Genomic DNA, 21935 nt, shown 5'->3' on the forward strand with positions numbered 1-21935 from the left:
TATGACGGAAGAAAATGCTGTGAAGAAAGTCATTATATTCCGGCTGGCAGCCGAAGAATACGGCGTAGAAGTAAATCATGTCCAGTCGATTGAACGCATGCAGAATTTCACCCGTATACCTAATGCTGAAAAAAGTATACGCGGCGTCATTAACCTGCGGGGTGTCATTATCCCGATCATAGATCTTCGAAAAAGGCTGTCCTATGAGGAGGTTCCCTACACAGAAGAGACCCGGATTTTAATTTTAGCTCTTGAAGGCAATCATGCTGGTCTTATAGTTGACGCAGCAAACGATGTGATAGACGTGTTTGAAAGTGAAATCGGAGCGCCCCCTCAGGCGGCATCGAAAGAAGAACAAATGTATTTAAAAAACATGATCAAGAAAGAAAGCCGTGTATTTACTCTTTTAAATGTGCACGCAGTAGCAGAAGCTTTGGAAACGTCGTCTGTTTGATCCTCAGGGCTGTTCTCCTTTATTATAAAAGAAGAAACTCTTTTTCTTATGCCTGAAACATACATCAGAGAAAAAGCGGATAGCGTAAATATATTCACAGGACTGTACGCCGCAGATAGAACAAGGTATGATGTTAACAGCGGCGCCAGACAGCGTGCGTTCGAAATTTTATATAATGGGGACATGCTTCCATGAGTTTACATCAATCGACTGAAGAAAGACAGTATGATATCAATATGATGTTTGTATTGTTTTTGTTCGCAGTAGTCAGCTGTTTCTATATTTTTCAGGCTCAGCAGCTCGAACAATACGAAGGCAATTTTATGGTCCAGCAGATTATCTTTTTCGTGCTGGCTTTTGCCATTATGATGGTCGTTGTACATTTTGATTTTGAGTATTATCTGGTATTGCACTGGTTCTTATATGCTTTTGGACTGGCTCTTTTAGCAGGGCTGCTGGTCGCACCGTCAAGCATTGCTCCGGTGATTAATGGGGCACAGTCATGGTATGTAATACCGGGGCTTGGACAGTTTCAGCCGGCAGAATTTATGAGGATTTTTCTGATTTTGACGCTCAGTGCCATCATTTATAATCACCATACCGAGTACAGTGGAAGCAAAAACATGCGCTCTGATTTCATACTTATAGGGAAGATGTTTCTGCCGACCCTTCCTGTCGTCCTACTTTTAGCAGTACAGCCGGACATAGGGAGTGTTATGCTCGTAGGAGCTATTTTCGTTTCTCTTTTGGTGGTCTCGGGTATTTCCTATAAAATATTGGCAGTAGCTATTGGGGGCCCACTTTTAGCAATCCTTGGGTTTGTTATTTCTTTTTTCCAGTTTCCTAATTTGATGGAGCGGTTTGTATTTTCCAATATGGATCCTTATCAGGTAAGCAGGATCCAGGGATGGCTGAACCCATTTGAGAATCAGGACGCCGGTTTTCAAACAGCAAGAGCATTGACTGCTATCGGCTCCGGAAGATTATTTGGCAATGATGGGGATCAGGTGTACATTCCGGAGGCCCACACGGATTTCATTTTTGCCGTTATCGGCTCTGTGCACGGTTTTCTGGGCGGTGCTATGGTCATCACCCTTTATTTTGTGCTTCTGTATCAGATTCTTCTGATCAGCATGCGGTCGCATAACGCTTACGGCAAATATATCTGTGCAGGCGTGATTGGATTGTTTGCTTTTCAGATATTTCAAAATATCGGGCAAAGCCTTGGCCTTCTCCCGGTTACTGGTTTTACACTGCCGCTTCTCAGCTACGGAGGAAGCTCGCTTGTCGGAACCATGTTTATTTTAGGCATCGTAATGAGTGTCCGCTATCATTCAAAAAATTACTTCTTTGCCCACCACAAAAATCAGTAAAAGCCAGCCGTAACCCGGCTGGCTTTTGTTTATGGTTTTTTAATATGCATGGAATCCTTTGGTGGTTTGGCTCTTTTCGAAGATAAGAAAAGCTGTTCGCTCTGCCTTTGCACGGTCCAGATGAGCGTATCCAGTTTGCGTTCCATCCGGTAAACAAGAAAAAAGGCAAGAACGACAGCCGCTCCCTGGTCTCCGGCCAGCTTTATCCATTCCTCCATGAAAAATCCTCCTTTGTAAAGAATCCCTCAGCCTAATGGGCTGAGGGAATCAGGTTAATTGGTTTCCCAGATAGTGTCTACATTTCGTTCCACGACTCTTGCGTACACTTTTTTAGTGACGATACCGTCGCTTGTGAAAAAGGCTTCCTTAGCAATAATGGTGTCCATTAATGCTTCTACCGCCGTTTCATCCACCGGTTCTGCCGGCTCTTCGATAGAAAGGGTAGTAGCTTTGCCGAAATCACTTTCAAAACGCAGCTGCAGTTGTTTGCTCATCATCTTCACCTCCTGTGTCTGAAATTACTGCCGGCTTTACAACGACGGAGCCGGGGCCTGCATGTTGTACTCATTGTTGCGCTGTACACTTTGCACGACGTGAGGCTGGAGAATAGCAATGCCATCCGCAATTTCCTGCAGATCGTCGTCTGAAATCTCAGGATTGATATTGCGGAATGTTTTTCGTTTGTATTCGCCGCTGCCGTCTTCGCCGGGGCCTAAATAAAACTCAAAAGAAAGATTGGTTTTTGTTAATTGAGCCATGTTTCTCACCTCCTTTCACCGTATATATTGACGGGCCGAAGCAAAAGGGGGGAGGCAGCTGTGTTTATTTTATGGTGGTTATGGGAATATCACCATGGAATGTTAATCGAAGGAGGATTTACAATGAACGTACTGGTAATTGGAGCGAACGGAAAAATTGCACGCCACCTGGTGGAGGAATTGAAGGAAACGGATCACCATGTAACGGCGTTAATTAGAAAAGAAGAACAATCAGAAGAACTGAAGAGCCTGGGGGCGGACGAAACGATAGTCCGTGATCTGGAAGGAGATATTTCCGATGCTTTTGCCGGTAAAGATGCAGCCGTCTTCGCTGCTGGGTCAGGCGGTCACACAGGACCGGATAAGACCACTATTATCGACTTGTGGGGCTCGAGAAAATCGGTAGAAGCATCCAAGGCCCACGGAGTGAAACGCTTCATCCAGGTAAGTTCGATGAACACGGATGAACCGGAGAACGGTCCGGAAAAAATGCGCCATTACTTCATTGCTAAACGTGTAGCTGATGACTACCTTGAAGAAAGCGGTCTTGACTATACTATTGTAAGGCCGGGAATGCTGACAAATGACGATCCAAGCGGCACAGTGGAATTAAAACAAAAGCTGAATGAAAAGGGTGAAATTCCACGTGCGGATGTGGCAAAGGTGATCGCGGCATCCTTGGATACGCCAGGTACTATCCGCAAAAAGTTTGATCTGATCAGCGGCGATCAGGAAATTGTTGCAGCACTTAACGAATTATAAGAAGAAAAGCAAACAGCCGGCTGTCCAGAGCCGGCTGTTTTTACATAATGACCGTAGGAGGAAGCAGCCATGATAAACAGTTCAGGCCCCCGAATTTCCGGAGGCGCCCTATGGTTAAACTTTTTTCTGCTGTTTGCAGTGGGTATTGGTATTATTGCTGCTGTGTTTCAGGGGGAGACCCTGATGTACATAAGCGGCTTGTTTCCCTTTAATACGGCTGCCGCCGATAGCTTTACCGGAGCCTGTACGGGAATAGCAGCAGGGTTTTTCGCCTGGTGGGCATACAAAAAGCAGTGGTTTTCTGTGCCGGACAATGCATATACCGATCTCTTAAAAGAACTGATCCGCCGCCGGGGGAGCTTTTGGGCTGTGACAGCCGGAGCGGCGGTGTCAGAAGAAATACTGTTTCGGGCAGCAGTGCTGGGAACGCTGGTTCTTGTACTTCCGGATATCTTTGCTTTGTGTGCTGCTTCATTTATTTTCATGCTGGTGCATGTGCCTCAATATGCCGGCCAGCAGCTGATTCATGCATGGATTTTCGCTCTGGGACTGCTGCTTGGCAGCCTGTTTTTATGGCAGGGAACGCTCTGGGGGGCTGCAGCTGCCCATGCCGGATACAATGCGGTTTCCTTTCTTATTTGGAAACGAAGTGAGGCCCTTCAGGAATAAAAATACTGAACCGGTGGAGGTCAGTAGCTTTCGCCTGCCTGATGACGCTCGAGGCGCAGCTGTGCTTTCTCCTGTTCTTCCGAAGGGACGAGATAATAGCTTATCCCATTCTCTTCAGCGGAAGCTCCCTGAATTTCAGTCGTCTGTATCTGGGCTAGGGCAGGAGTATAGTGATAAGAAAAACTGCGGATATCCTGAAATGTCATATCCGTGTGGATGTGATCACCGAGGGCGTAAAGCAGTTCTTCCGCTTTCTGAAGTGTAGCCGGACTCTTTGCTTTCTCAAGCAGCGCTTCGAGCACCTGCTGCTGGCGGGAATTCCTTCCTAAATCACCCCGCGGATCCTGCTTGCGCATACGGACGTAGTACAGGGCCTGATCGCCATTTAAGTGCAGATCCCCCCTCGTGTAGGTGAAGGGCTTTCCTTCATCTTTGACGAATTCCAAATCGTTTTGAACTGTAACTCCGCCGTAAGCATCAACGACCTCCTGGAATCCTTCCATATCGGCTTCGACCGTAAAGTCAATGGAGGTGTCGAGAAACTCTTCCGCTGTTTTTTTTAGTAAAGGCATCCCACCATAGCTGTAAGCGTGATTTATTTTATCCGTGCCTTCTCTTCCTGGAATGGACACCCTGGTGTCTCGTGGAATATTAAAAAGGAGCGTGGATTCATTGCCGGAATGGACAGAGATAATCATAATGACATCAGCACGGGAAGCTGTTTCTTCTTTATCTGTACCCGCTATCAGAATAATCTGTGGCCCGGAAACGGTAGTGGGTTCTTCCGGCGCTGTTTCCGAGGTGATCTTCTCTTTTTGTCCGGCAGTTATAGTGTAATAATAATAAAAGAGGCCGCCGAGAGATAGGAAGCATGTGAGCAGGAAAGTGATCATAAAAAACAAGTATACGCTCCGCATAATTGACCGCCCTATCTGTAAAAGTCAAAATCTCTATGTTTATATCGGCAGAAAAGGGAACATGTCCAGTAGAAAAGCTTGCTCCCTGCGTTGACAAAAAGAGAGCGTAACGTTATATTCAACGTTACTGCTAATTATAATCTCGTTAGGTGAGGCTCCTGTGTAGATATAGGCTTCTGCCCAAAAATGTCTAAAGACGCCAATGGGTCAACAGAATCCATCGAATTAAGGTGTTTTCTAATGAAGCTGGATAATACATTTTTATGCTATGCAGTGCTAAAGCTCGACGAAGGGGAACAGAACGGGCATATACGATGACTGGCTGATTATGCACGTCTTCCCAGCGATGGAAGGCGTTTTTTTGTTTGAAATAAGTGTCAGGCGGAAGAAGTGCAGCTGCCTGGCCTGGAGAGGAGGAAAGAGGATGGAAAAATTAAACGAACAGGCACGCGAAGAGTTCGTGGAACTAATAGCGGAGTCATTGCAGCAGGAGCGCCTAGAAGCGTTTCGTGAATTATTTTTAGATCTGCATCCTGCGGACCAGGCAGAAGTGTTTCTCGAGCTTGATGAAGAACGGTCAGTGGTTTACGAATTTTTGTCTCCGGAAGAATTTGCCGAAGTGTTTGACAGCTTTGAACCTGAAGTTCAAAAAGAGGTAGCTCTGCAGCTGAACGACCAGTATGCTGCTGAAGTATACAACAATATGTATGCTGATGATGTCGCTGACTTTCTGGGAGAGCTTGAGCCAAGGCAGATGACCCATATTCTGCAGGCGATGGACCAGGAGGATGCCAACGACGTACGGGAATTGCTGGCCTATGAAGAGAAAACAGCCGGGGCCATCATGACAAAGGAATTTGTGTCAATTAAAGCAGCGGATACGATTGATGCAGTCATTGAACAGCTGCGACGGGAAGGGCCCGACGCAGAAATGATCTATTATCTGTATGTAGTTGACGAGCGGGATAAGCTGGCCGGAGTAGCATCGATCCGCGATTTGATTGTAGCGGACTCAGACCGGACCGTGGCCGAAGTGATGAGCAGCCGGGTCGTATCTGTGCATGTAGAGGATGACCAGGAAGAGGTCGCCCAGCTGATACAGAAGTATGATTTTCTGGCAACGCCTGTTATAGACAGTGAAGGCAGGCTTGTCGGAATTGTAACGGTGGATGATGCGCTTGATGTACTTGCAGAAGAAGCATCAGAGGACATTGGAGAAATCTCCGGCTCCCGTGGCTCGACAGACGTGAGCGTTAACGCCTTTAAAGCAGCAAGACTCCGCGCTCCCTGGATTATTCTGCTGATGTTTTTGGGGCTGTTTACCGCCCAGGTGATTGGCTGGTTTGAAAGCACGCTCGAGAGTGTCGTTTTGCTTGCAGCGTTTATTCCGATGATTATGGGATCGGCCGGAAACACGGGCACGCAGTCGCTTGCTGTATCCGTGCGTGCGCTTGCCACGGGAAACATCGAACGAAAAGGGCTGTGGCGGACGATCAGCCGGGAATTTTCCACGGGTATTATGATTGGGATCGCCTCAGGTATTGTAATTACGATATTATTGTATCTTTTTTACGGGGAGCCCCTGATAGGAATTATTGTTGGTTTTTCCATTATGGTTTCACTGGGAGTCGCAAGCGTTATCGGTACGCTTGTGCCGCTTGTAATCAACAAGCTCAAGCTCGATCCTGCCATTGCTTCAGGACCTTTTATTACAACGCTCACCGACATTATCAGCCTGCTGATTTATTTCACGGTAGCTTCGTCACTCATCCAGAGTATTTAAGGGCAGGTTTTTCCAAAAGAATGATGAAAAGGGGGAGGCGCTGTCTCTTCTTTTTTTGTGGGCAGTTAATTAGATTAACATTTACGGGTTGTGATAAACTAACACTATCCTGGATGAAAAGGAGCGAGGGCTTTGCAGTTAACAACCTATACGGATTATGCATTACGGATGGTAATGTACCTGGCTGCTCATGATGAAGACGAGTCCCTGCATAGTATTAAGCAAATATCAACTGCATACTCCATTTCATACAACCATCTGACAAAGGTCGGGCATGAGCTGTCGAAGCTTGGCGTCATTCACACGGTGAAGGGCAGAAACGGAGGAATTCGTCTGGCCAAAGAACCGGAGGAAATCAATGTTGGCTGGATTGTAAGGCAGACAGAAGATAATCTGACGCTCGTGGAATGCTTTGATCCGGAATCGAACCAGTGCATTTTAGCAGGCAGATGCCGGCTCCAGGGTATTTTGGGAGAGGCACTGAAAGCGTATTTGTCGGTGCTCGATAAGTATACGGTCAAAGACATCACAGCGAACAAGGAAATGCTTCATGGCCTGTTTGCAGCGTCAACGGCAAAAAACCAGCCGCCGATTTCTTTTTCTTAAGAAAAGATATCATCGTGCTTGCCCCGGTCACGGTGACATTCGTTAATCATCCAGGAAACTAATTATACATAATAAAGCAGCAGCCCCGTGGATATGGGACTGCTGCTTCTTTCATGGCCTAAATAAAGGTTAGTTTGTTTCTTCAAACCGCCGCAGATCGTTATTGTGGCCGATAGCAATAAGTACGTCTTCTTTATAAAGACGATCCTGGGCTGTTGGAGATATATTAACGTCTTTTCCGCGGCGAATGCCCAGAACGGTGACGCCGTATTTGGCCCGGATATCGAGCTGGGCCAGCGTCTTTTTATGCATGGACGCCGGTGCGGTAATTTCTATAATAGAATACTCTGCGGAGAGTTCGATATAGTCGATGACACGGTCAGAGACGAGGTGCTGGGCAATACGGTTGCCCATGTCATGCTCCGGGTGGATAATCTTGTCTGCCCCAATTTTATCGAGAACCTTATGATGGTGAAAGTTCTGTGCTTTTACCCAGACCGAAGGGATATCCATCTCCTTTAGTAAAAGAGTGCATAAAATGCTTGCCTGAAGATCATCACCAATAGCGACAATCACGTGATCAAAATTTGTAATCCCCAGGTTTCTCAGCTCTTTTTCATCTGTGCCGTCGGCGACGGCGCTGTACGTAGAATGATTGGTAATGTCGTCGAGTTTTTCTTCATTATTGTCAATGGCCAGCACGTCATGACCGAGCTTGTACAATTCTGTACTGACGCTGACACCGAACCGTCCGAGACCGATAATGGCAAATTGTTTTTTCACACGACTTTCTCCTTTTTCCGAAGCTTGGGGTCATTTTCCTGTAATGGTATCGTTAATGTACCGCCGCAGCCATGATTTGTCAAACAGAAGCCGGATGCAGGACTTCATCATCTGTTAAAGCGGAACGGCCGGAGAAATACAGATGAAGACAGCGCTCGGTCTGCTTTTTTAAATTAACATTTAAATGGGAAGTCCGGCCCGAGCCGCCGTTAAGATAGTACACGTAGTGCGTGAAAACACCGTCATTTTCTTCAAAAAAGACCTGTATATTCTTTTTTTCCATGTAGAGGCGAAGCTGATAGAGATCGTGCTGAAGAGCATTGGAAGCTTGTTGGAATAAGCGTTCGTAGGGCTCCTGGAGACGAACATCAGAAGATTTAAGCGCCTTCGTATCGAGCGCCAGTACTTTTTTCACAATAGGAAGGAGAACAGCGTAATGGATAACGATATGCTCTTTTTCTGTCATAACCATTTCTGTTCTCTCCCTTCGTTACTGGTTAAATCCATTATACGAATATATGTTCCCGTTTTTCAACAGAATTTTTCGTCTGCATTGAATTTTTTCAACTGTATAACTCGAATTTTTCTGGAAAATGGTCTATAATGATATTATGTAAGCGGATACAATAAATTGTTATTCTTCACGGAGTTGTCGGACAATTAGTTTTATTGGCGTTAAAGGTGGGTATAGTGCAGTACACACAAAATTATTGGCAATCAATAGAGAGGCATTGGGAGGCCATGCGCGCGTCGCCCGCTTTAAAAAAGATCAGCGCCCGGCGGGTGCTGCAATAAGAACAGGGGGTTCGGCGAATATGTTACATCCAACTCATGAACAGCACTTTATGAAAAAAGTGAAACCAATCCAAAATGGAAGAAGACCTTCACGGCAGATTCTTCAGTCTCTATATGCTCAAATGATGATGGAGTACGCTGTGTTTGAATTTAACAGAGAGCGGCTTCTGCGCAAAATTGATGACTCCCTGGATATGCATGACGAAAAAGCTTTTAAGGAATGGACAGGGGCTTATAAAGAATTGATGAGTGAATATAAAGATGGCAAGGTATTATTCGAGCAAGGCTATAAATTAGAGCTTGAATTTGAATAAAGACTTATATCAGCATCCTTTGGGCTCCGCCTGAGGGGTGCTTTTTCATGGCATGATAGATCAGGAAAAGCTATTGCCGGTTGTCGCGGTGTTGGCGTTTTTTTGCATTGTTCTTTATACTGGGAAAGAAAAGAAACGAAAAGGAGGCAGAGCTGTTGATACTTTCCGATCAAACAATCCGCTCAATGATGGCACAGGGCGATCTTAGTATCGATCCATTAGAGGACCATCAGATTCAGCCGGCATCGGTGGACATTCGTCTGGGCACTCATTTTCTGAAAATCGACGAGAACGCTATCGAATCCATTCAACTGGACCGGCCCGCTAAGTATGTAGAATTTGAAAGCGATCAGGTAATTATTCCCCCGCATTCTTTTCTGCTTGCGACCACAAAGGAATACATCAGACTTCCTCAGCACATTACGGCCTTTGTAGAAGGAAGAAGCTCTATCGGGCGGATGGGACTCTTTATTCAAAATGCAGGCTGGGTGGACCCGGGATTTGAAGGGGAGATCACACTTGAACTCTACAACGCCAACCGCCTGCCGATTCGTTTAACGTCCGGAAGGCGGCTTGCCCAGCTTGTTTTTGCTGAGATGGATCAAAAGGCCGGAGCGCCTTATGCGGGCAAATACCAGGGACAGCGGAATGCGATGGGAAGTCACGCCTTTTTGGATCAGGAAAACGAATAATGCTGCGCCATACATAGTTAAAATGAGAAATAACGATTCAAACGACTCGTGACCTTTACTGTTCACGGGTTTTTTCGAGGTAAGCGTGAGCAGAGGCACAGGTGAAAAAAGATGTTATAATGGGAGCGCTGTGAAATGTTTTGGTGGAAAGAGGGAATAACAATTGGGTTTTCAAAATGATAAAGCGGTCGTTGTTTTTAGTGGGGGACAGGACAGTACTACTTGTTTGTTCTGGGCACTGGAACAATTTGAAGAGGTCATTGCCGTAACTTTTTCTTACGGACAGCGGCACGATAAAGAAATAGAAGTAGCAAAGCGAATTGCTGAGGATATAAATGTGGAGCATCATGTGCTGGATATGGGGCTCTTAAGCCAGCTGGCACCGAACGCGCTGACTCGCGATGATATTGACGTGGAGGCAGGAGAGGACGGGGAGCTTCCTTCTACGTTTGTAGAGGGGAGAAACCTGTTGTTCTTTTCTTTTGCGACGATTCTTGCTTCGCAGAAAAAGGCAAAGCACATTGTGACAGGCGTATGTGAGACAGATTACAGCGGGTATCCGGACTGCCGGGATGTATTTGTGAAATCATTGAATGTCTCGTTAAATCTGGCTATTGGCAAAGAGTTTGTGCTGCATACACCTTTAATGTGGCTCGATAAAAAAGAAACCTGGGAGCTTGCCGACCGGCTCGGAAGGCTTGAGTATGTGAAGGACGAAACGCTTACCTGCTATCACGGCATACCGGGGGACGGCTGCGGGGAATGCCCAGCCTGTAAACTGCGCCGTGCAGGCTACGAGCAATATATGGAACAAAAAGAAAGGAAAGGATTATGATTTATTCGTATTACCCACAGTGGCCGCACGACTATCGGTACGAATTAAACAAGGACATGCATCTAAGTGCGGCACACTATATTCCCTCCGAAGACGCGGGAAAGTGCCGCCGGGTGCATGGACACACCTATACAATCAACGTGACAGTGGCCGGCGATGAATTGAACCGGAACGGGTTTTTAATTGATTTTACCGTTTTAAAAAAATGGATCCATAAACGCTATGACCATACGCTGCTGAATGACCATCCGGAGTTTGCCAGTGAGGAAACCGAGGCTGCCTACCCGACGACAGAAGTAGTCGCCCAGGTGATCTGGAAAACAGTGCAGCAGAAGCTCGATGAAACGCCGAATAAACCTAAATGCCTGCAGGTACTCGTCAGGGAGACGCCGACAAGCTATGCGGTCTTTCGGCCCAAAGAGGGGGACTTTGCTTAAATGAAACCAACACCTGTACTGGAAATATTCGGTCCGACAATCCAGGGCGAAGGCATGGTCATCGGGCGGAAAACAATGTTTGTACGCACCGGTGGCTGTGACTACCGGTGCTCCTGGTGTGATTCCGCCTTTACATGGGATGGTTCACAAAAAGCCGTGGCGATGAGTGCGGAAGCCATTTATGAAAAGTTAAAAGAAGCCGGCGGCAGAAGCTTCAACCATGTCACTATTTCCGGAGGCAATCCTGCAATGCATCCCGGTCTTGGAGAGCTTGTAGCGCTCTTGCAGGAGCAGGGCATCGAGACAGCGATTGAAACGCAGGGATCAATCTGGAATGACTGGGTGAAGGAAATCGATGAAGTAACAGTTTCCCCGAAGCCGCCGAGTTCGCTGATGAAAACGGATTGGGCCAGGCTGGATTATTATATGGGAGAACTGCTTCCACGCAGGGAAAAAGAAGTCAGTCTGAAGGTGGTCGTTTTTGATGAAGGCGATCTGGATTATGCGATGGAAGTACATGAGCGTTATCCTGCCGTAACAATGTATCTGCAGGTAGGAAATGACGATACCGTAACACCGGAGGTAGAAGAGCTGAGAGACCATCTCCTCGCTAAATACGAATGGCTTACAGAAAAGGTCCTGCAGGAGGAACGTTTAAACGGGGTGCGGGTACTGCCGCAGCTGCATACGCTGCTCTGGGGAAATAAACAGGGAGTATAAGGAGGAAAAACAGACATGCCGGAAAGAGAAGATATTGAACAACTGGATCAGCTGGGAAGCGAAAAAACAGCGTATACATTTGAATACGATCCTTCTCTGCTTGAAGTATTTGAAAACACCCACCCGTACCGGGATTATTTTGTGAAATTTAACTGTCCGGAATTTACCACCCTCTGCCCGAAAACAGGACAGCCGGATTTTGGCACGCTGTATATCAGCTACATTCCGGACGAAAAAATGGTGGAAAGCAAATCGCTGAAATTGTATTTATTCAGCTTCCGAAATCACGGGGGCTTTCATGAAGATTCAATCAATACGATTGTAAATGATCTGGTAGAATTGATGAATCCCCGCTATCTGGAGATATGGGGCAAATTCACCCCTCGTGGCGGTATTTCAATTGATCCATTTGTAAACTACGGCAGAGCTGGAACTAAGTACGAGCAGCTTGCAGAAAACAGGCTGTTTCAGCACGATTTATACCCTGAGCCGGTGGATAACCGCTAAGCCTTTCCCGATATGGGAGAGGCTTTTTCTATAGGGAAGGGCAATGGTTCAAAGGTTTGAAGTAAATAAGAAGAGGGGTAGAGAAGTAAGGAAATATGAAAATTCGTGAAAACAGGAGGAGCAGGCAGGATGAGCAATCAAACAGCGGGAAATAAAGTGGTCGAAATACTTAAAGAATGGGGCGTAAACCATCTATACGGCATGCCGGGGGATTCCATCAATGAGTTGATGGAAGAATTGCGCAAAGACGAAGACGGGATGAAGTATATCCAGATTCGTCATGAAGAAACGGGCGCTCTTGCCGCAGCTGCGTATGCGAAGCTGACGGGAAAGCTGGGCGTTTGTTCTTCGATTGCGGGGCCTGGAGGAGTTCACCTATTAAACGGGCTGTATGATGCGAAAAGAGATAAAGTGCCGGTGCTTGCCCTGGTCGGCCAGGTGGACACGACAATCATCGGCACAGATAACTTTCAGGAAATCCAGCTGAATCAGATGTTTGCTGACGTCAGTGTATTCAACGAGCGTGTTCAGAGTGCCGAACAGCTTCCCGATATGCTGCATCAGGCGATACGTACGGCCTACACAGAAAAAGGAGTATCGGTACTCGTTATCCCGGATGATATTTCGGCTGCAGAAATAAAACGTGAACTCCCGATATCTTCCGGCGTGCTTGCGAAGCCGAGGATCCGCCCGGAAAAGGAAGACATGGTGGAGGCTGCCAGGCTGCTGCACGATGCGCAGAAGCCGGTGATACTGGCGGGAAAAGGTGCCAGGTACAGCACTGACGAACTGCTGATGTTTGCTGAACATATCCAGGCACCATTGGTGTCTACACTGCTTGCAAAGGGTGTCGTGCCGGACGAGCATGAGCACAGCCTGGGACAAAACGGCCAGATTGGAACGACACCAGCATACGAAGCGGTGCAGGAAGCCGATTTGATAATTCTGGCCGGCACCTCTTTTCCTTATCGGGAGTTTATGCCGAAAAATACCAAAGCAATTCAAATTGATATCGACCCCAGAGCGATAGGGAAATACTATCCTGTAACGGTAGGTCTGGTCTCTGAACTCGGTCCAGTGCTTCAATGGTATACGGAAAATCTTGAACGCCGGGAACCATCCTCCTTTATGCAGAAATATAAAGATAAAAGAAAGGAGTGGTGGGACGAGCTTGATAAAGATATGACAGAAGAGACTGATAGGCTGCAGCCTCCGCAGGTGATTCATGAAGTACAGCAGTTTTTGGAGGAAGACGCGGTAGTCTCTGTCGATGTCGGAAATGTCACCGTATGGGCTACGCGCTATTTAAAGCTGAAAAAACAGGAGTTTGTGATATCCGGATGGATGGCTACGATGGGCTGCGGCCTTCCCGGCGCGATTGCCGCCAAAGCGGCCTGGCCTGAAAAGCAGACGGTCATGCTTGCCGGAGACGGTGGTTTTGCTATGGGAATGCAGGATTTTGCCACTGCTGTAAAGTACAGACTTCCAATGATTTGTGTCATATTTAATAATGAAAAGATTGGAATGATTGAATACGAGCAGCAGCAAATGGGTCATCTGGATACAGAAACAGACATCAGTGGGATAAACTTTGCGGCATTTGCCAAAGCATGCGGCGGTGAAGGCTACCGTGCCAGCACAAAGACCGAGCTTCATGAGGCACTGCAAAAAGCAGTACTTGCCACGAGGCCGGTAGTTATTGATTGCGTCGTGGATATGCAGCCACCGCTTCCGGGCCGGGTATCTTATCAGCAGGCGGTGCACTACAGCGAATTTATTATTAAAAATGTTTTTGAACGTGGAGAGCTTTCGCTGCCGCCGCTGAAAAAAGGATGGAAGCGAATAAAAAAATAAAAGAAAACCAGCTGATTTTATTTATCAGCTGGTTTTTGCATTGATTGATACTGCATACTTGATGCACCTTTGATACGGGCTTCCAGACGAATATTATCGAGTTTTCCGTGAAGCAGTTCATACCGGATCTTTCCGGATTCGTACAGCTTGTCGGAACGGGCTTTCGCCTTCCCTTTTATCCTTGCAGGTGTCTGCTGGACAGTGCCTGCTCCGGAAGATACTTTGCGGCGGTAATCTTTTCCGCTTTTCGGAGCGGTGAGCAGACTGGCAAGCACTGACACAGCGTACCCCGCAGCAACCCCCGACCATAGGCTCTTTTTATGCATTTCCTGTATTCTCCTCTTTCCAGTCCTTAATGGCCTGGCGCTTCTGGTACATATAGTATCCTAAAGCAAGGCTGCCGTAAAGGCCGCCAAGAGCCTGCTCATTCACTTTGCCTTTACCCTCGGTGGAGCTTCGTTTCATGCCTGCTGTCATATCAACAAGGCTTGAAGTGAGCTTTCTCGAAGCTTCTCCAGCGTCACCTACAATATAAAACAGCGGACTCAACGAGTGGAGCTTTTCATTTACATCCAGAATCGTTTCGTTGCTGTTATGTAAAATCAGCTCCGATTGATTCATCACCTGGTCGAGTTGCTCCGGCAGTTTGTCTACTGTTTCGTTCACCCCATTCAATGTTTTAGTGAGGTTGCTTAAGACGCGTGCCAAGAAAATAACTAATACTGCAAAAGCTATTGCGATGATTAGTAGAGCTATGCCACCGATCATACCCATGATTCACCATTCCTCCTTACAATAAATGCGATTAATCCTACAGCCTAATAAATGGTACCATGATTCATGGCAGAGCACCAGGGCGTGCGGATCATATAATGGTGTCTAACTCTCTCGTACCCTGCTTTTTAGAGCCCTAAACAGTTTCTCTTATAAATTACCGGAAAGAAATTGGCGCCTGCAGGCATTAAAGAGAGGGCTTTTGGGTGAAATCCTGTTTTTATATGCATATAATGCGGGAAGAGAAAAGTAATAAAAAATAACGAGGAGGAAAAAACATGCCCTGGACCATGAATGACTATCCTTCATCCTTAAAAAACTTAGACAAGCCGGTAAAGAAAAAAGCAATCGATATTGCTAATTCGATGCTCGACGACGGGTACGATGAAGGCCGTGCCATTCCAATCGCGACTGAGCAGGCAAAAGAATGGTACAGCAATGCTTCTAAAGAAGAAGTGACCGAATTCATGGAGGAGGAAGATCCGAAATCCCGGGACGAGGAAGAAAGCAGTTCTGACCCGGAACTGATGGAAAAGGCGGAGCTGGTAGAAGCACATGAAGACGGCTGGGCTGTACGGGCAAAAAGTGCGAAAAAACCGGATGTAGTCTATGACAGCAAATCAGAAGCTATCGAACGTGCAAAAGAAGTGGCAGAAAAGAAAGGTACAGAAGCCATTATTTACAAAAAGGATGGCACAGTAGAAAAAAGACATTCCTATTAGACTAAAAAAGAGCAGCTGCCCAGGACGCAGCTGCTCTGTTCAATGGTCTTAGGAAACAGGACAGCGGCCAGGGTTTTTTATCCGGCAGCTGTCTTTTACAAGCTATTAAAAAAATCCGCGCCTTACTGAACGTCTTCAGCGAGTCGTTCCACTTCTTTTGCAGCATTGAAATCTTTTTCAGTAACGCCGCCCTGATCTACCGTGGTAAAGGAAATAGTAACCTGCGTGTGATCAATGGTGATTTTAGGATGGTGCTGCACATTTTCTGCATGCGCTGCCACTTCTTTAACAAATTCAATACCATTCAGGTAATCAGAAAATTTATATTCCCGTACAATGGCCCTGTCCCCGTCGCTATTCCAGTTTGGCAGATTGCTCAGTTCATTTTGGATTTCTTCTGCAGACATGATCATTGTTCCACATTCCCTTCCTTATTGGTGATTTTTTCTCTCCCGTCTTAAAGGGAGAGTAGTACATCTGAAAGAGCCCCCGGATTTAATAATTTCATCGTAGGAAACTTCATGAACTATAAAACCGTATTCCCGTAATTGTTTGTTAACATGCATATTTTCCGGGAGTGATATAACATGGCGGCGTCCGAGGGAGAATACATTAGTCCCCAGCCGGCTCTGTTCCGCTTCTGGTACAGAAATAATATTAAAAAACTGTTTGACTGTTTCCAGGCTCTCCGTTTCAAAGGCCGGTTCATAAGCAATAGCAGTAGAGCTGTCCAAGATATTAAAGATACAGTCCAGATGCAGATGGCGGTTGTCAAAATGAACCGGAATAATCCGCTTATCAGGACAAACCTTCTGAAGTTCGTCGAGGCCTTCTTTAGATGTCCGGGAGCTTTGGCCGATAAAAAGAAGCTTTTCCGAAAGCATAACGTCGCCGCCTTCGATGGTGCCGCTTTTTAAATGGGTGCATTCCCCGTAACGCTGTTCGTACCAGCCTGCTAATGCCGTGGTTTCTCCTGAGCGAATAGAAGTACCCATATTTGATACAATTAATTGATCATCAACCACAAAACCAATATCCCGGGTGAAGACCTGCTCGGGCAGAGAGGCGGAGGCGGGCAGAAAATGCACAGAAGCTCCGAATTCCTGAATGACAGCCGTAAGCTGGTTATGCTGTAATACTGCTTTTTCTATATCAATATCAGTGGAAGCGTACTGCTTCTGCATTTCGTTTATTACTTCCTTAATAGCCATATGCCTGGGTTCGCACATGATAACGTCCGCTAAAACAGAATATTCATCTTCCACATACGCAGTTATGGTGTTGGTCAAAAGAACCCGCTCCTTTTCTCTTTAAACATACATTATACCAGACAAAACGACGGGAATTATGTATGCTTAACGGAAAGAAAAGAAAAGTTTTAAAAAAATTGTTGAGAAGAATTGACAAAAGGAATAAAATGAAGGGTAGCATAATTATGAAAAATCCTTACATATCAAGGGTTTTCGAGATAGATCGTCAGCGGGGACGGAAATCAGCCGCTGGTTGTTTACAGAAAGAGAGGAACGAAGTATGTTTAAACGAATATTAATAGCCAACCGCGGCGAGATTGCAGTTCGCATTATAAGAGCCTGCCGGGAACTTGGAATTGAGACTGTAGCCGTATATTCAGAAGCAGATAGAGATGCCCTGCATGTTCATATGGCAGACGAAGCTTACTGTGTGGGGCCGTACGCTTCCTCCGAAAGCTACTTAAAGATGACTAATTTAATTTCCACTGCTTTAAAGACAGGAGCGGAGGCTATTCATCCAGGGTACGGCTTTTTAGCAGAGAACGCTGAATTTGCCGAGATCTGTGCAGATCATGACATTACGTTTATCGGTCCTTCTCCAGAAGCTATCCGCCGGATGGGAACGAAGGACGTAGCGAGAGAAACAATGAGAGATGCAGGGGTGCCGGTGGTCCCGGGAAGCAACGGATTGCTTGATGAAAACACAGACGTTCACGCACTCGCAGAGGATATCGGTTATCCTGTGATGATCAAGGCTACTGCCGGCGGCGGTGGAAAAGGAATGCGGGCAGCTCAAACCGCTGAAGACCTGGACAAGTGCATCCAGATGGCCCGCCAGGAAGCTGAAAGCTCCTTTGGGGACGCCGGAGTTTATATGGAGAAGCTGGTCGTGGAGCCAAGGCACATTGAAATCCAGGTTATGGCAGACAGTCATGGAAACGTTATCCATTTAGGAGAAAGAGACTGTTCGATCCAGAGACGCCACCAGAAGCTTGTAGAAGAGGCCCCGTCGCCGGCGCTCGATGAAGAGACGAGAAAGGCAATGGGGGAAGCTGCCGTACAGGCTGCAAAAGCAGTGGATTACTGCGGGGCAGGCACAGTGGAATTCCTCTTGGATGCACATAAAAAGTTTTATTTTATGGAGATGAATACGAGAATTCAGGTTGAGCACCCTGTGACAGAAGAAGTGACCGGTGTTGATTTAATTAAAGAACAAATTTATGCAGCTGCCGGCCATGAACTGCAGGTGAAGCAGGAGGAAATTGAAATTGAAGGATGGGCGATGGAATGCAGAATCAATGCAGAAAGTCCGGCAAAAAATTTCAGGCCTTCTCCCGGAAAGCTTGAACTTTATCTGCCTCCTGGCGGACTCGGTGTACGGGTGGACAGTGCGATGTATACAGGATTTAAAATTTCTCCCTACTACGATTCAATGGTAGCCAAGCTGATCGTGCGCGGAAAAAACAGGGAAGAAGTGATTGCCCGGATGAAACGGGCACTGCTTGAATTTGTCGTAGACGGAGTCGATACGACGATCCCGTTTCATCTGAAGCTTTTGAACCATGAAGATTTCATTTCCGGAAACTTTACTACAAACTTTTTGGACACCCATTCTATTATGGAAGAAGAAAACAGTGTCTAGCATATAGGAAGGCGGAAGGATCGATGGCGACCAGATCGACAAAAAAGCGGATTACGGATGCAGCGTTAGAGCTGTTTGAAGAATTTGGCTTCCATGCGGTCACCGTCGATCGCATTGTGAAACAAAGCCATACATCCAAAGGCGGTTTTTATCACAATTTTACGTCCAAAGAAGAGCTTTTGTACACTATTCACGAATCCTTCATCACCTATGTGCTTACAAAAGCAGACGAAGTACAGTCCAGATATGACACGCCGGCTGAACGGTTATATGAAGTGATACGCTCGTTTGTCCGTATGTTTGAAGTGTACCGTCCGCATGTAACAGTGTTTTATCAGGAAGGAAAGCATTTGTCTGCGGATTACTTTAAACGGCTCGAAGCTAAACGGGATGAATACAAGAACACGATGTTTCAATTGGTCGAAAACGGCATTGAGGAAGGCGAGTTCCGAAAGGAGCTTCCAGTGCCTATTACGTCGATGGCGATATTTGGAATGATGAACTGGACATACAAGTGGTACAAATCAAGCGGACTGTACTCACTTCAGGATATCGCAAACATATTTGGCGATCTGGTGATGAATGCGGTCCTTACCGACGAAGCCAGAAAACAGCAAAAGTACCAGCATTTTTTCTTGAATTCAACGCATGTGTAAGTGTTTATTTTTGAGAGGAGAGAACCCTAATGTATTCTATTGAAGAAATTAAAGAGCTCATTCAGGCAGTGGACGAGTCCTCAGTCGGAGAACTGGAGATCCGGAATGATATGAAAGAAAAGGTTACTATACGTAAAGAGGCAGCGATGCGCCCTGTGGCACAGCAGACCACAGCTCCGGCGCCGCAGCCAGCCGCCCAGCCGGCACCGCAGCAGTCAGAAACGAAAAAAGAAGAAACACCGGAAGAGAGCAGAAAACAGGAAGTGGATTCCAATTATTATGAAATTACATCGCCGATGGTAGGTACGTTTTACCGTTCGCCTTCACCGGAAGCAGGCGTTTATGTGGAAAAGGGAGCTGCAATTAAGCCGGACACCATCGTCTGCATCGTAGAGGCAATGAAGTTAATGAATGAGCTTGAAGCAGAAGTCACTGGAGAAATCGCCGAGATTTTAGTGGAAGACGGAGAGCTGGTAGAATACGGACAGCCTCTTTTTCGGGTGACTCCTTCATAAAAAATATGCTCCGGGACTGAGAAGCCCCCGGAGCATATTTGTATTTGTTCAGGAAAACGAAGCGCCGATAAACATCAGAAGAACACTGCTGAAGCTGAGCACAAAAGGAACATTGGCCACAAAGGAAAACTGTCGGTGCCAGAGAACGAACAGCTGATCGATCGTAAAAAATAAAACAGCGGCGAAAATTCCCATGAGTGCGATGTTCCAGTGCTGGGAAAAGGCATAAACAAAAGCTCCGCCAATCATGTGAAGAACAAGTGAGACCTCGGGGAGGCGCCTGAAGAAAAGGTTGGTAATCCAGTCTGAACAGATCGAAAGAATAGTGCCGTAAACAATAATTGGTACGAGTGAAAAAAAGCCATAGATTGTATAGCTGTGCATTAAGTCAGCCAGGTTGCTGTCCCCGTTTGTCGTAAAGGGGAGGACAAGAGCCATAACGAATAAAAAGAGTGCCCAGACGGCCAGTGAGGTGTGCAGTTTATTCATCAACGATCCCCCCTGTGGTATTTAAGTTTGTATTACCGCTTTCATATAGAACTAAACCCGTATATAGGTTCGGGGATAAAAAGCCTCTGGTTCTGATCGAAAGAGAGGATATGATACGATAGGAAAGGAATTTTTAACGAAGGTACAAAGAAAGGGTTAGACAATGATTTGGACAATAACTCCATGGGTTTTTTATGTCATATGCGCCATTGTTACATTAGTAATAGGAGCAGCAGCAGCGTATGCGCTCCACCGGGCTGGCGCTAACCGGTCAAAGCGGATAGAACGGCTGCTTTCCCCGCTGCTCGCTGTTTTTATGGTGGGATTATTTTTTTATTTAAGCTTTAGTTTTGCCGATCGTCTGCAGCCGGGAGAACAATTAATAACTACAGACAGCCTTGAAGAAGCACAGGAAACAAAAGCAATTATCCCCCTGGGCTCTTACGCGGTACTCGATAACGTATATGCTTTTGGGTATTATAAAAATGACCAGTGGGAGGGAAGAGATGTTCTAGTCAATATTCAGGTAACGGACGAAGAAGCCTTTCTAAAATCGTACGAGCCCTATATAGCTGGAAACGGCCTGTTTTTTAACCACTCCCGTGTGGAGTTTGAAGAAGCGTATGAAAAGGAATGGCAGTCACCCGCCGAGGAAGCCCAAAGCCGGCTGCTGGACGGGGAGAGCCTGAAGCTGGACGGTGTAACAATTGAAGCTGAGCAGACAGAATAGTATTCAAGGAGGAAAATAACCATGCGGATTGCAGCAGTGGAACAAAACGGCCATTCTTTTCTTGCCGGATACGATGAAGAATTTGATGTGTATGTCGATTTAGAAATTGGGGAAAACGGTGATTTGAGAAAATGGCTCGAAGAAACCGTCAACGGAAAAGCCCTGCTTGTAGAGCGGTGGCAGGATTATGCAGAAAGCCGTCATCAATTCAAAACGTATGCTTCGGAAAATGTAAAAGTACTTCCGCCGGTTAAGAGGGAAGGGCAGAACATTATCTGTATCGGAAAAAATTATGCTGATCATGCTGCGGAAATGGGTACGCAAAATGCTCCGGAGGCCCCGCTGGTATTTACGAAATCATCCTCCTCGTTAATCGCGGATGGTGAGATTATAGAATTGGATGAATCATTTACAAACGCTCTGGATTATGAAGGGGAAATAGCTGTAGTGATTGGAAAAGCCGGACGGAGGATATCAAAAGAAAATGCAATGGATCACGTATTCGGCTACACGTTGTTCAATGATATTACTGCCCGGGATGTACAAAGGCGTCACCAGCAGTTTTTCCTTGGAAAAAGCGGGGACACGTACGGCCCTATCGGCCCGCATGTTACTGTCGGTCCTTCCGGCGAGCCGTCAGACTGGAAGCTGGAAACTTATGTAAACGGGGAGAAAAGGCAATCCGGAAGTATGTCGGAGCTTATCTTTGATATTGCAGAGCTGATCGAGCAATTATCCAAAGGCATGACGCTCAGACCCGGTGATGTTATTGCTACGGGCACCCCGGCTGGTGTCGGCTCAGGGTTCAATCCGCCTAGGTATTTAAAGGATGGAGATGCGGTAGACGTTCATGTGGAGGCGATTGGTACGCTCTCCAATAAAGTGAAAAAAATATAGC

General features: G+C 46.4%; 30 protein-coding genes and 1 riboswitch. Of the genes, 19 read left to right on the forward strand and 11 right to left on the reverse strand.

What is annotated here, in order from left to right; translation table 11 throughout:
• Window position 1 precedes the first annotated feature (1 nt).
• Window positions 2–454, forward strand: a complete 453-nt coding sequence (locus Q0757_RS00570; RefSeq protein WP_298783632.1) for a chemotaxis protein CheW — start codon at window positions 2–4, stop codon at window positions 452–454.
• A gap of 191 nt (window positions 455–645) precedes the next feature.
• Window positions 646–1827 (forward strand): FtsW/RodA/SpoVE family cell cycle protein, encoded by a 1182-nt coding sequence (locus tag Q0757_RS00575; RefSeq protein ID WP_298783634.1) that lies wholly within the window; start codon window positions 646–648, stop codon window positions 1825–1827.
• Window positions 1828–1856: 29 nt separating this feature from the next.
• Here Q0757_RS00575 and Q0757_RS00580 read toward each other — a convergent pair whose 3' ends face one another.
• Genes Q0757_RS00580 through Q0757_RS00590 form a run of 3 tightly spaced genes read right to left on the reverse strand, consistent with a single transcriptional unit; the run spans window position 1857 to window position 2585 of the window.
• Complete coding sequence (locus Q0757_RS00580; RefSeq protein ID WP_298783636.1) at window positions 1857–2045, reverse strand: hypothetical protein; 189 nt, start codon at window positions 2043–2045, stop codon at window positions 1857–1859.
• Between the two features lie 54 nt (window positions 2046–2099).
• Window positions 2100–2321 (reverse strand): DUF2922 domain-containing protein, encoded by a 222-nt coding sequence (locus Q0757_RS00585; RefSeq protein ID WP_298783638.1) that lies wholly within the window; start codon window positions 2319–2321, stop codon window positions 2100–2102.
• 36 nt (window positions 2322–2357) lie between these two features.
• Window positions 2358–2585, reverse strand: a complete 228-nt coding sequence (locus Q0757_RS00590; protein ID WP_298783641.1) for a DUF1659 domain-containing protein — start codon at window positions 2583–2585, stop codon at window positions 2358–2360.
• A 123-nt stretch (window positions 2586–2708) separates the two neighbouring features.
• On the opposite strand from Q0757_RS00590, the gene Q0757_RS00595 reads away from it, so the two are divergent.
• Both Q0757_RS00595 and Q0757_RS00600 read left to right on the forward strand, forming a co-directional pair.
• Window positions 2709–3347 carry an SDR family oxidoreductase gene (locus Q0757_RS00595; protein WP_298783643.1) on the forward strand — a complete coding sequence of 213 codons (639 nt, stop codon included), beginning with the start codon at window positions 2709–2711 and terminating at the stop codon, window positions 3345–3347.
• A 69-nt stretch (window positions 3348–3416) separates the two neighbouring features.
• On the forward strand, window positions 3417–4016 hold the full coding sequence (locus Q0757_RS00600) for a type II CAAX prenyl endopeptidase Rce1 family protein (RefSeq protein WP_298783647.1): 600 nt from the start codon (window positions 3417–3419) through the stop codon (window positions 4014–4016).
• Between the two features lie 20 nt (window positions 4017–4036).
• Here the strand turns inward: Q0757_RS00600 and Q0757_RS00605 are convergent, their stop codons facing one another.
• On the reverse strand, window positions 4037–4933 hold the full coding sequence (locus Q0757_RS00605) for an LCP family protein (protein ID WP_298783649.1): 897 nt from the start codon (window positions 4931–4933) through the stop codon (window positions 4037–4039).
• Window positions 4934–5067: 134 nt separating this feature from the next.
• Window positions 5068–5235: riboswitch (M-box (ykoK) riboswitch) on the forward strand.
• Between the two features lie 122 nt (window positions 5236–5357).
• On the opposite strand from Q0757_RS00605, the gene mgtE reads away from it, so the two are divergent.
• Both mgtE and Q0757_RS00615 read left to right on the forward strand, forming a co-directional pair.
• Window positions 5358–6716: a magnesium transporter gene (gene mgtE, locus Q0757_RS00610; protein WP_298783651.1), complete on the forward strand. Its 1359-nt coding sequence runs from the start codon at window positions 5358–5360 to the stop codon at window positions 6714–6716.
• Between the two features lie 132 nt (window positions 6717–6848).
• The gene (locus Q0757_RS00615) at window positions 6849–7322 is read left to right on the forward strand and encodes an Rrf2 family transcriptional regulator (RefSeq protein WP_298783652.1); all 474 of its coding nucleotides are present in this window, start codon (window positions 6849–6851) and stop codon (window positions 7320–7322) included.
• Window positions 7323–7451: 129 nt separating this feature from the next.
• Here the strand turns inward: Q0757_RS00615 and Q0757_RS00620 are convergent, their stop codons facing one another.
• On the reverse strand, window positions 7452–8105 hold the full coding sequence (locus Q0757_RS00620; RefSeq protein WP_298783654.1) for a TrkA family potassium uptake protein: 654 nt from the start codon (window positions 8103–8105) through the stop codon (window positions 7452–7454).
• Between the two features lie 79 nt (window positions 8106–8184).
• The gene (locus tag Q0757_RS00625; protein WP_298783656.1) at window positions 8185–8577 is read right to left on the reverse strand and encodes a hypothetical protein; all 393 of its coding nucleotides are present in this window, start codon (window positions 8575–8577) and stop codon (window positions 8185–8187) included.
• Window positions 8578–8815: 238 nt separating this feature from the next.
• Here Q0757_RS00625 and Q0757_RS00630 point away from each other — a divergent pair, with 238 nt between their 5' ends.
• From Q0757_RS00630 to Q0757_RS00660, 7 genes are all read left to right on the forward strand, one after another.
• Window positions 8816–9214 carry an IDEAL domain-containing protein gene (locus Q0757_RS00630; RefSeq protein ID WP_298783658.1) on the forward strand — a complete coding sequence of 133 codons (399 nt, stop codon included), beginning with the start codon at window positions 8816–8818 and terminating at the stop codon, window positions 9212–9214.
• A gap of 155 nt (window positions 9215–9369) precedes the next feature.
• Window positions 9370–9906: a dCTP deaminase gene (gene dcd, locus Q0757_RS00635; protein WP_298783660.1), complete on the forward strand. Its 537-nt coding sequence runs from the start codon at window positions 9370–9372 to the stop codon at window positions 9904–9906.
• Between the two features lie 163 nt (window positions 9907–10069).
• Complete coding sequence (gene queC / locus Q0757_RS00640; RefSeq protein WP_298783662.1) at window positions 10070–10741, forward strand: 7-cyano-7-deazaguanine synthase QueC; 672 nt, start codon at window positions 10070–10072, stop codon at window positions 10739–10741.
• Window positions 10738–11178, forward strand: a complete 441-nt coding sequence (queD, locus tag Q0757_RS00645; protein WP_298783664.1) for a 6-carboxytetrahydropterin synthase QueD — start codon at window positions 10738–10740, stop codon at window positions 11176–11178. The genes queC and queD overlap by 4 nt, the downstream gene beginning before the upstream one ends.
• A complete protein-coding gene (gene queE, locus Q0757_RS00650; protein WP_298783666.1) occupies window positions 11179–11898 on the forward strand; it encodes a 7-carboxy-7-deazaguanine synthase QueE in 720 nt (239 codons plus the stop codon).
• 15 nt (window positions 11899–11913) lie between these two features.
• Entirely contained in the window at window positions 11914–12405 is a 492-nt protein-coding gene (queF, locus tag Q0757_RS00655; RefSeq protein ID WP_298783668.1) for a preQ(1) synthase, read from the forward strand.
• Window positions 12406–12534: 129 nt separating this feature from the next.
• Window positions 12535–14259 carry a pyruvate oxidase gene (locus Q0757_RS00660; protein ID WP_298783670.1) on the forward strand — a complete coding sequence of 575 codons (1725 nt, stop codon included), beginning with the start codon at window positions 12535–12537 and terminating at the stop codon, window positions 14257–14259.
• Window positions 14260–14276: 17 nt separating this feature from the next.
• On the opposite strand, the gene Q0757_RS00665 is transcribed toward Q0757_RS00660, so the two are convergent.
• A complete protein-coding gene (locus Q0757_RS00665; RefSeq protein WP_298783672.1) occupies window positions 14277–14585 on the reverse strand; it encodes a YtxH domain-containing protein in 309 nt (102 codons plus the stop codon).
• A complete protein-coding gene (locus tag Q0757_RS00670) occupies window positions 14578–15033 on the reverse strand; it encodes a DUF948 domain-containing protein (protein ID WP_298783674.1) in 456 nt (151 codons plus the stop codon). The genes Q0757_RS00665 and Q0757_RS00670 overlap by 8 nt, the downstream gene beginning before the upstream one ends.
• A 278-nt stretch (window positions 15034–15311) precedes the next feature.
• On the opposite strand from Q0757_RS00670, the gene Q0757_RS00675 reads away from it, so the two are divergent.
• Window positions 15312–15755 (forward strand): DUF2188 domain-containing protein, encoded by a 444-nt coding sequence (locus Q0757_RS00675; protein ID WP_298783676.1) that lies wholly within the window; start codon window positions 15312–15314, stop codon window positions 15753–15755.
• 122 nt (window positions 15756–15877) lie between these two features.
• On the opposite strand, the gene Q0757_RS00680 is transcribed toward Q0757_RS00675, so the two are convergent.
• Window positions 15878–16168, reverse strand: a complete 291-nt coding sequence (locus Q0757_RS00680; protein WP_298783677.1) for a 4a-hydroxytetrahydrobiopterin dehydratase — start codon at window positions 16166–16168, stop codon at window positions 15878–15880.
• Window positions 16169–16186: 18 nt separating this feature from the next.
• Window positions 16187–17044 (reverse strand): dimethylarginine dimethylaminohydrolase family protein, encoded by an 858-nt coding sequence (locus Q0757_RS00685; RefSeq protein WP_298783679.1) that lies wholly within the window; start codon window positions 17042–17044, stop codon window positions 16187–16189.
• Between the two features lie 241 nt (window positions 17045–17285).
• Here Q0757_RS00685 and accC point away from each other — a divergent pair, with 241 nt between their 5' ends.
• From accC to accB, 3 genes are read left to right on the forward strand one after another with little or no spacing between them, the layout of a single operon-like run.
• Entirely contained in the window at window positions 17286–18647 is a 1362-nt protein-coding gene (gene accC / locus Q0757_RS00690) for an acetyl-CoA carboxylase biotin carboxylase subunit (protein ID WP_298783681.1), read from the forward strand.
• A 23-nt stretch (window positions 18648–18670) separates the two neighbouring features.
• Window positions 18671–19303 (forward strand): TetR/AcrR family transcriptional regulator, encoded by a 633-nt coding sequence (locus Q0757_RS00695; RefSeq protein ID WP_298783684.1) that lies wholly within the window; start codon window positions 18671–18673, stop codon window positions 19301–19303.
• Window positions 19304–19332: 29 nt separating this feature from the next.
• Complete coding sequence (gene accB / locus Q0757_RS00700) at window positions 19333–19818, forward strand: acetyl-CoA carboxylase biotin carboxyl carrier protein (protein WP_298783686.1); 486 nt, start codon at window positions 19333–19335, stop codon at window positions 19816–19818.
• A 48-nt stretch (window positions 19819–19866) separates the two neighbouring features.
• Here the strand turns inward: accB and Q0757_RS00705 are convergent, their stop codons facing one another.
• Entirely contained in the window at window positions 19867–20307 is a 441-nt protein-coding gene (locus tag Q0757_RS00705; RefSeq protein WP_298783688.1) for a hypothetical protein, read from the reverse strand.
• A 163-nt stretch (window positions 20308–20470) separates the two neighbouring features.
• Between Q0757_RS00705 and Q0757_RS00710 the strand changes: the two genes are divergently transcribed.
• Together Q0757_RS00710 and Q0757_RS00715 are read left to right on the forward strand one after the other, a co-directional pair.
• Entirely contained in the window at window positions 20471–21037 is a 567-nt protein-coding gene (locus tag Q0757_RS00710; protein WP_298783690.1) for a hypothetical protein, read from the forward strand.
• Between the two features lie 21 nt (window positions 21038–21058).
• A complete protein-coding gene (locus tag Q0757_RS00715) occupies window positions 21059–21934 on the forward strand; it encodes a fumarylacetoacetate hydrolase family protein (RefSeq protein ID WP_298783692.1) in 876 nt (291 codons plus the stop codon).
• Window position 21935 lies beyond the last annotated feature (1 nt).

The organism is uncultured Marinococcus sp. (genome assembly GCF_947493875.1).
Taxonomy (GTDB): Bacteria; Bacillota; Bacilli; order Bacillales; family Marinococcaceae; genus Marinococcus.

Excerpts from the sequence above, each read along its gene's own strand:
- Q0757_RS00570 (WP_298783632.1), top strand. The coding sequence starts at position 2 with ATGACGGAAGAAAATGCTGTGAAGAAAGTCATTATATTCCGGCTGGCA.
- Q0757_RS00575 (WP_298783634.1), top strand. The coding sequence starts at position 646 with ATGAGTTTACATCAATCGACTGAAGAAAGACAGTATGATATCAATATG.
- Q0757_RS00580 (WP_298783636.1), bottom strand. The coding sequence starts at position 2,045 with ATGGAGGAATGGATAAAGCTGGCCGGAGACCAGGGAGCGGCTGTCGTT.
- Q0757_RS00585 (WP_298783638.1), bottom strand. The coding sequence starts at position 2,321 with ATGAGCAAACAACTGCAGCTGCGTTTTGAAAGTGATTTCGGCAAAGCT.
- Q0757_RS00590 (WP_298783641.1), bottom strand. The coding sequence starts at position 2,585 with ATGGCTCAATTAACAAAAACCAATCTTTCTTTTGAGTTTTATTTAGGC.
- Q0757_RS00595 (WP_298783643.1), top strand. The coding sequence starts at position 2,709 with ATGAACGTACTGGTAATTGGAGCGAACGGAAAAATTGCACGCCACCTG.
- Q0757_RS00600 (WP_298783647.1), top strand. The coding sequence starts at position 3,417 with ATGATAAACAGTTCAGGCCCCCGAATTTCCGGAGGCGCCCTATGGTTA.
- Q0757_RS00605 (WP_298783649.1), bottom strand. The coding sequence starts at position 4,933 with ATGCGGAGCGTATACTTGTTTTTTATGATCACTTTCCTGCTCACATGC.
- mgtE (WP_298783651.1), top strand. The coding sequence starts at position 5,358 with ATGGAAAAATTAAACGAACAGGCACGCGAAGAGTTCGTGGAACTAATA.
- Q0757_RS00625 (WP_298783656.1), bottom strand. The coding sequence starts at position 8,577 with ATGGTTATGACAGAAAAAGAGCATATCGTTATCCATTACGCTGTTCTC.
- queD (WP_298783664.1), top strand. The coding sequence starts at position 10,738 with ATGATTTATTCGTATTACCCACAGTGGCCGCACGACTATCGGTACGAA.
- queE (WP_298783666.1), top strand. The coding sequence starts at position 11,179 with ATGAAACCAACACCTGTACTGGAAATATTCGGTCCGACAATCCAGGGC.
- queF (WP_298783668.1), top strand. The coding sequence starts at position 11,914 with ATGCCGGAAAGAGAAGATATTGAACAACTGGATCAGCTGGGAAGCGAA.
- Q0757_RS00660 (WP_298783670.1), top strand. The coding sequence starts at position 12,535 with ATGAGCAATCAAACAGCGGGAAATAAAGTGGTCGAAATACTTAAAGAA.
- Q0757_RS00665 (WP_298783672.1), bottom strand. The coding sequence starts at position 14,585 with ATGCATAAAAAGAGCCTATGGTCGGGGGTTGCTGCGGGGTACGCTGTG.
- Q0757_RS00670 (WP_298783674.1), bottom strand. The coding sequence starts at position 15,033 with ATGGGTATGATCGGTGGCATAGCTCTACTAATCATCGCAATAGCTTTT.
- Q0757_RS00675 (WP_298783676.1), top strand. The coding sequence starts at position 15,312 with ATGCCCTGGACCATGAATGACTATCCTTCATCCTTAAAAAACTTAGAC.
- Q0757_RS00680 (WP_298783677.1), bottom strand. The coding sequence starts at position 16,168 with ATGATCATGTCTGCAGAAGAAATCCAAAATGAACTGAGCAATCTGCCA.
- accC (WP_298783681.1), top strand. The coding sequence starts at position 17,286 with ATGTTTAAACGAATATTAATAGCCAACCGCGGCGAGATTGCAGTTCGC.
- Q0757_RS00695 (WP_298783684.1), top strand. The coding sequence starts at position 18,671 with ATGGCGACCAGATCGACAAAAAAGCGGATTACGGATGCAGCGTTAGAG.
- accB (WP_298783686.1), top strand. The coding sequence starts at position 19,333 with ATGTATTCTATTGAAGAAATTAAAGAGCTCATTCAGGCAGTGGACGAG.
- Q0757_RS00705 (WP_298783688.1), bottom strand. The coding sequence starts at position 20,307 with ATGAATAAACTGCACACCTCACTGGCCGTCTGGGCACTCTTTTTATTC.
- Q0757_RS00710 (WP_298783690.1), top strand. The coding sequence starts at position 20,471 with ATGATTTGGACAATAACTCCATGGGTTTTTTATGTCATATGCGCCATT.
- Q0757_RS00715 (WP_298783692.1), top strand. The coding sequence starts at position 21,059 with ATGCGGATTGCAGCAGTGGAACAAAACGGCCATTCTTTTCTTGCCGGA.